Source organism: Psychrilyobacter sp. (assembly GCF_049671765.1).
In the GTDB taxonomy this organism is placed as follows: domain Bacteria; phylum Fusobacteriota; class Fusobacteriia; order Fusobacteriales; family Fusobacteriaceae; genus Psychrilyobacter.
Window position 1 is genome coordinate 1 of sequence record NZ_JBATVM010000012.1, and the last position, 7,324, is coordinate 7,324.

The following is a 7,324-nucleotide window of genomic DNA, read 5'->3' on the forward strand; positions in this document are numbered from 1 at the left end:
ATTAGTCACTTCTTAGAGCATCAATTGGGTTTAGTAAAGAAGCTTTTCTGGCAGGAACTACTCCAAAGGCTATTCCTATAAAGGAAGAAACTCCTACAGATATAATTATAATTTTTAGTGTAAATACTGGAGGAATTTTTATAAGTAATCCTACAAGGTTACCAAGACAAATTCCAATTATTACTCCTAAAACTCCACCTACAACAGATAAAAATATAGATTCTATAAGAAATTGAGTTAAGATATCTCTATTTCTAGCGCCAATAGCTTTTCTTATCCCGATTTCTTTTATTCTTTCGGTAACACTAGCCAACATGATATTCATTATCCCAATTCCACCAACAAATAAAGAAATAAAAGCAACTGCTAAAACAAATAATTGTATTTTATCCAAGATCTCACCAACAGACTTGCCCTCATCATCTTTTTTGATTTTATAGATATTTTTTGTCCGTGAAAGTTCTAATTTTTCTTTTACATCTTTCATAATAAGTTCCATTTGAGAGCTATCTTTGACTTTTACAGTAATGACTTCAAGACTATTATCGCCTTTAAATTTCATTAGCTTATTTAATGGCATAAATACGAGTTTTTGTGTAAATAGACTTCCTACAGCATTATCAGAACCAGTTGGATTTTTAAACACTCCTACAATAGAATAAGTTTTTTGCTTTGCTATATTATTTGAATCTAGAGTTTTTAGAGTTAATGTTTTTCCAATGGCGGATTCATCTTTAAAAAGTTCTTTCGCAAATAAATGGTCAATAGTAATTAAAGGCCTATCTTCGGAATATTCTTTTTTAGTAAAAGGTCTACCTTCTAAAAATTTAAATGGGAACACCTTTGCACCGTCATAAGTCGAAGATAATATATATATCCATACATCATTTTCATTTAATTTATAACGAACATATTTAGTAGTTTCTGGATCTGCTCCTATAATTCTAGGATCTCTAGCTATTAATTCTGCATCGCTTATTCTTAGTCTGTCACGACCTTTATATTTTTCATTTTCTTTGTCAACTTTCACGCTAAAATTTCCTAGAGTACTAGTTTGTATATCGCTTAAAATAGTTTTTTGAATTCCGTTTCCTATTCCTGACATTAGAATTACTGAGGAGATACCAATGATTATTCCTAGCATAGTTAAAGCAGATCTCATCTTATTGATATAGAGACTTTTAAAAGCAGACTTGATTCCTTCTATTAAATTCATAGTCGTTCATCTCCTACTAATTCTCCGTCTTTAAATCGAATAATTCTTTGACAATGATTTGCAATATTTGGCTCATGAGTTACCATTGCTATTGTTGTTCCATTTTTATTTAATTCTTTAAAAATTTCCAATATTTCTTCTTCAGATTTTGAATCGAGGTTACCAGTGGGTTCATCTGCCATTATTATAGATGGTTCATTGACGAGGGCACGAGCTATAGCTACTCTTTGTCTTTGACCACCAGATAGCTCATTTGGAAGGTGATGAGTTCTGTCACTTAGCCCTACGCTTTTGAGGGCTTTTCCAGCTCTTTTGATTCTTTCTTTCTTCTTAATCCCAGCATATACTAGAGGCAATGCTACATTTTCTAGAGCAGTTAATTTTGATAATAGATTAAATGATTGAAATACAAATCCTATTTTATCGTTTCTAATTTTAGATAAGTCATCATCATCTAAATGGCTAACATTTACTTTATCTAAATAGTATTCACCACTTGTAGGTTTATCAAGACACCCTAGGATATTCATAATTGTTGATTTTCCACTCCCACTAGGGCCCATTATTGCTACAAATTCCCCCTTTTTTATATGGAAATTCACTTTTTTAATAGCTTCTAATTCTAACTTTCCGTTACTATAAACTTTTCTCATATCTTTTATATCGATCATAGACTCCTCCAACTAATTAGCTATTTCTATTTTTTCTCCATCTTTTAAAGTAGAGTCAATAGTTGCTATAATTTTGTCATCTTTATTTATTCCATTTGTGATTTCAATACTTTCGTTATTGCTATCACCAGTTGTTATAGCCACTTTGTGTAATATATTTTCTTTATCTACTTTATATACAAAATCTTTTCCATCAATTTCTGTAAAAGCTCCTCTAGGGATTAATAAAATATCTTTTTTATGGAAGGTATATATATTACCTACTACAGTAAATCCTGGTTTTAAATCATTAGGTTTTTTATCTAATTTAATTTTTACTTCTACATATGCTTCATTGCTAGACTTGTATTTTTTATCATCAGTAGCAAATGTTCCTATGCTTGATATTATTCCTTTTAATATTTTTTTGTCTTTGTATGCTTCTGGTTTGATATCAACTTCAAATCCTTTTTTTAATTTACTTACATCGTATTCTGGAATAAATAATTTAATTTCTATATCTGATAAGTTTGCGATAGTGAATAATTCTACTTCTGTATTTACTCTGTAATTCTCTTCTGCTTTCATAGATGTGATGGTTCCCGTAACAGGACTTTTTATCTCAGTAACTAGCCTAGAGATGTTTTCTTCGTATTCTTTTAAATCAATGTTTTTTTCTCTTAATTTTAATTTTAAATCTTTGATAAAATTTGTTGTAGAGCCACCGATAGCTAATAATTCTTGCGCTGTGTGTAAGTCTCTTTTTAACTTGAGTATTTGTAAATTAGATTTTTCGATATTTCTATTTAGAGAATCCCTTTCGCTTGTGTCAAAAGTCATTACAACTTGTCCTTTTGTTATAGAGTCACCCTTGTAAAAATTTAATTTTTTTACTTTTAAGCTATTATCTATAAATATTTTTCTTGTGTCAAGGGGGTAGATCTTTCCATCTGCTTGGACAGTATCTTTTAGCTCCTGAGCTGTTACTGTATATACGGTATATTTCTTTTGGACATCTTTTTTTCTAAATTTAAAATATCCAGCTATAATTATCAAAAGTAATATAATTATTATTATTAATTTTTTCTTTTTCATATTTTCCTCCTAATTTTGATATTCTAATTTGTAAATAAATGCTGCTAATTCGTTTTGAGATTTATCGTATTCAATAAAAGTGTTCTCGTAATTTTCACGACTTTCAATATAATCAGTAAATTCTTTTTTACCTAATTCAAATTTCTTTTTGTCAATTAAAAATTCTAATTTTTTTACTTTTAATTTTTTTCTTAGATTATTTCTCTTGGTTTGCAAATTTTCAATTTCTATTAAACTAAATTGTTTTTCAGAATCAATTTGTTTTTTTAAGTCTATCTCTCTTAAATTTAATTCTTTTAATTGGATTTTATTTATTTTTGAATCAGAATTTTCACTAAAAAGTAGTTTAGTTAATTCTAAAGAAATTAACCAATCTTCAGATTCTAAATTATAATTTGTAGAAAATTTTAAATTAGGAACCTTATCATTATATTCTGAATAATCAAAATTTTCTTGAGCTATTTTTTTATCAAAATTTATATTTTCTAAATCATTAGTTCTTAAATTATTAATTAGATTATTTATATTATCATTAGTATCAACTAGATTAGTTAAAGTATCATCTTTGGTAATGTGAATATTATATAATTTTTTGAAATCTAGTCTTTTGTTATTTATATTTTTGGATAAAACTTTTAAACTATCTATTAAATTTTGATATTTTAAATTGACTAACTCCCATTCTAATTTAGTAGCATCTCCTAATTCATATCTTTTTGAAATATTATTAAATTCATCTTTATATAATTTGTTTTGAGTTTTATAAAAATCTAGGATTTCTTCCATATTTCTATACTCTTTGTATGAATCAATAAGACTAATGACACTTTTGTTTAGATTAGTATCTATATTATTTCTTTCTTTTTTTGAATTTAGTTTAGATAAAGACATCTTGTGTGATCGTTGAGAATAAAATAAATCTTTTAAATCTTTATTAACTCCAATAAATGGGTTTGGGTCATATTTTGCGTTACTGTCGTAGTTAACACCAAGAGTTAAAAAATCGTAGCTACCGCTTATCTCACCATAATCTTTTTTGTATTTTCTCTTAATATCGTTACTGTGTGAAGGTATAGCCTTGAATAAAATTCCATCTCGATCAGTAAGCCTAGCCTCTTTTTCTTGGATTTCAATCTTTTTTAAATCTAAATCTTTATATTTATTTTCAGGTCCATTCTTTTTTAATTTTAAAATTAAATCATCAATGGAATATTCTTGTGAAAATGAACTACTGAATATTAATATAAAAAATAAAACAACGTACTTTTTCATGTGTTCTCCTCCTAAATATTTAGCATAATAAATGAATTTCCCCCTCTAGGACTTAGTGTTTGCAAGGGTATGTTATATTTATCTTTCCTTTTCTGCATCGGTGCCTTAGTAAGATAGTACACTAATTTTGAAAAACTGTCAATATTTTAAATAAAATTAAAAAAGTTAAGTTTTTAAAACATAAAAAAAATAGAGATAATTGTGAAACTTTACTTAATTAGTAAAAAATATTATTGACAAGGGAAGTAACCTATGTTATTATCACATTATATTAAAATACTTAATTCCTACGTGTTAAGTGTATTTTAAGGAGGAAAAAAGATGACAATAAGTAAAAAAAGTAAATATGGATTGAGAGCATTGGTGTATATGGCTTGTAATCCACAAATAAAATTTAGTGTTAAAGAAATATCTGAAAAACAAGATATGTCTAAGAGGTATTTAGAACAAATATTTTTAATTTTAAAAAAATCAGGTTTAATAAGTAGTAGTAAGGGAGCTCAGGGAGGATATATTTTAGCAAGATCACCAAATGAAATTAGTGTAGGAGATATCTTAAATATATTGGAGGATACTCAAAAAACATCTTCTTACAGTAACTATAATTTAGAAACTTTAGAATCTGTCTTGGAAAAAGAAGTATGGGAAAAGATAGAAAATAAAATAAAAGAATTAACAGGGAACATAAGTTTAGAAAATTTAAAAGACAAATACAGTGATGATCGAACAGATATTTATTATATATGATTAAATTAGGAGGGAGTTATGAACAAATTTAAAGTTTTATTATTAGGAATATTATTAGGTACTTTATTTATAGCATGTGGAAAAGAAGGGGCTCAAAAAGAGGTTATTAGGGTGGGAACTTCTGGAGGATATTATCCATTTACTTACACAGAAAATGATGAACTTAAAGGTTTTGATATAGATGTTTGGAATGAAATAGGGAAAAGAACAGGAAAAGATATTGAATTTAAACAGGCTAAATTTAGTGGTTTATTTGGGATGTTAGATATAGGAAAAATAGATACAGTATCTAATCAAATTACAATTACTGACAAAAGATTAGAAAAGTATAATTTTTCAATTCCATATGTTTATTCTGGAGCTCAGTTTTTTGTGGCTAAAGGGAATCCAAAAGGGATCAAAGGGATAGAAGATTTGGTAGGGAGAAGAGTTGCCACAGAAGTGGGAACAAATTTTGAAGAAATTGTGAGAGGGTTATCTAAAAAAATGGAATTTGAAACAGTTGTTTATAATTCTGGAAGCTTAGTTAAAGATGTTGAATTAGGTAGAGTGGATACATTTATGATGGATAAGGTTTCAATCGTAGAGTTGATCAAGAAAAATAATCTTCAAATTGAATTATTAGATAAACCAGTTAAATATATAGCTAATGCTTTTCCCTTTGTAAAAAAAGAAAAAAATCAAAAGATTATGAATGAAGTTAATGAAGCTTTAAATAAAATGAGAAAAGATGGAACTCTTATAAAAATTTCTAATAAATATTTTGGGATAGATATAACTTCAAATTAATTTTTTAATAATTTGGATTTGATTAGACAATTAATAGGCATTTTAATTCTAAAGGAAGAAAACCTTTCTAAAAGTTAAAGTGCCTATTTTCTTTAAAAATAAAATAAAAGAGAGGGGAAAAATGGATTTTAAAATAGAAGCAATGGTTGGGTTGTTCCCAATTTTATTTAAAGCTTTGGGGCTAACATTGAAAATAACATTTATATCAACATTTATAGCTGTTTTATTGGGGATATTAATAGCCGTTATTAGATTTTTTAAAATAAAAATTTTATATCAAATAACGGGATTATTTGTATCTTTCTTCAGGGGAACTCCATTGTTGGTACAATTATTTTTAATTTATTATGGATTACCTCAAGTGTTTCCTATTTTTATTAATATGAATGCCTTTGTGGCTACTATATTAGGACTTAGCTTACATTTTTCTGCTTATATGGCTGAAACTATAAGGGGAGCATTATCGTCTGTAGACAAGGGACAATTAGAAGCTGGGTACTCAGTTGGGATGAATACTATTCAAGTGATGATAAAGATAGTGATACCTCAAGGGATAAGGGTTGCTATTCCATCAATTGTAAATATATCTATAGATCTATTAAAATCTTCATCTTTGGCCTTTACTCTAGGACTTGCTGATATCATGGCAAAGACACAATTAGAGGCAGCTAGTTCATATAGGTTCTTAGAGAGTTATTTAGCTGTAGCTTTAGTTTATTGGGGATTAGTAATTTTACTTGAAAGAGTTCAAAAGGGACTAGAGATTAAATTAAATAAAGGTTATTAGGAGGAGAGTTGTGAATAAAGCTAATATAGTTGAGGTAAAAAAATTACATAAAAGTTTTGGTGGAGTAGAAGTTTTAAAAGGAATAGATTTTTCTCTGGAAAAAGGAGAGATTGTATCTATTATAGGTCCCTCTGGAAGTGGAAAATCAACTTTTTTAAGATGCTTAAATTATTTAGAAGTGCCTACAAAGGGTTCTATAACAATAGATGATTTAAGGCTAGAAGCTAGTAATCATAAAAAAAAAGACATAGTAGTTTTTAGACAAAAGACCTCTATGGTATTTCAAAATTATAATTTATTTAAGAATAAAACAGCCTTAGAAAATATAACAGAAGCTCTTATAATAGTAAAAAAAATAGATAAAAGATTAGCTGATAAAAAAGGAAAAGAGATAATAAAAAAAATAGGATTAGAGGGAAAAGAAGGGTTTTATCCTAATGAACTCAGTGGAGGACAACAACAAAGGATAGGAATAGGAAGAGCTATGGCTCTAGAAAATAAACTGATATTATTAGATGAACCTACATCGGCTTTGGATCCTGAATTAGTAGGAGAAGTTTTAGATCTTATAAGGTTACTGGTTTCTGAGAATATAAGTATGATAATAGTGACTCATGAAATGAAGTTTGCTAGAGAGGTATCTGACAGGGTAATCTTTATGGAAGACGGAATGATTATAGAATGTGGGACTCCTAATGAAATTCTAGTATCTCCTAAAAATAAAAGGATAGAGTCGTTTTTGGGAAAATCTTTTTCAGAACACATAGT

The 7,324-nt window shown here is 27.7% G+C and carries 8 protein-coding genes; 4 read left to right on the plus strand and 4 right to left on the minus strand.

The annotated features are described in order from the left end of the window. Window position 1: 1 nt before the first annotated feature. Genes WBG30_RS00540 through WBG30_RS00555 form a run of 4 tightly spaced genes read right to left on the minus strand, consistent with a single transcriptional unit; the run spans window position 2 to window position 4,233 of the window. Window positions 2–1,216: an ABC transporter permease gene (locus tag WBG30_RS00540; RefSeq protein ID WP_424502689.1), complete on the minus strand. Its 1,215-nt coding sequence runs from the start codon at window positions 1,214–1,216 to the stop codon at window positions 2–4. Beyond that, entirely contained in the window at window positions 1,213–1,887 is a 675-nt protein-coding gene (locus tag WBG30_RS00545) for an ABC transporter ATP-binding protein (protein ID WP_424502690.1), read from the minus strand. The genes WBG30_RS00540 and WBG30_RS00545 overlap by 4 nt, the downstream gene beginning before the upstream one ends. 12 nt (window positions 1,888–1,899) lie before the next feature. After that, window positions 1,900–2,961, minus strand: a complete 1,062-nt coding sequence (locus WBG30_RS00550; RefSeq protein WP_424502691.1) for an efflux RND transporter periplasmic adaptor subunit — start codon at window positions 2,959–2,961, stop codon at window positions 1,900–1,902. A 9-nt stretch (window positions 2,962–2,970) separates the two neighbouring features. Next, window positions 2,971–4,233, minus strand: a complete 1,263-nt coding sequence (locus tag WBG30_RS00555) for a TolC family protein (RefSeq protein ID WP_424502692.1) — start codon at window positions 4,231–4,233, stop codon at window positions 2,971–2,973. 321 nt (window positions 4,234–4,554) lie between these two features. Here WBG30_RS00555 and WBG30_RS00560 point away from each other — a divergent pair, with 321 nt between their 5' ends. The 4 genes from WBG30_RS00560 to WBG30_RS00575 all read left to right on the plus strand — a co-directional run. After that, window positions 4,555–4,980, plus strand: coding sequence for an RrF2 family transcriptional regulator (locus WBG30_RS00560; protein ID WP_424502693.1), 426 nt, complete (start codon window positions 4,555–4,557; stop codon window positions 4,978–4,980). 18 nt (window positions 4,981–4,998) lie between these two features. After that, on the plus strand, window positions 4,999–5,769 hold the full coding sequence (locus WBG30_RS00565) for an amino acid ABC transporter substrate-binding protein (protein WP_424502694.1): 771 nt from the start codon (window positions 4,999–5,001) through the stop codon (window positions 5,767–5,769). A 121-nt stretch (window positions 5,770–5,890) separates the two neighbouring features. Further along, window positions 5,891–6,556, plus strand: a complete 666-nt coding sequence (locus WBG30_RS00570; protein ID WP_424502695.1) for an amino acid ABC transporter permease — start codon at window positions 5,891–5,893, stop codon at window positions 6,554–6,556. Window positions 6,557–6,581: 25 nt separating this feature from the next. After that, window positions 6,582–7,324 (plus strand): amino acid ABC transporter ATP-binding protein (locus WBG30_RS00575; RefSeq protein ID WP_424502696.1); only part of this gene is annotated, 743 nt, incomplete at its 3' end.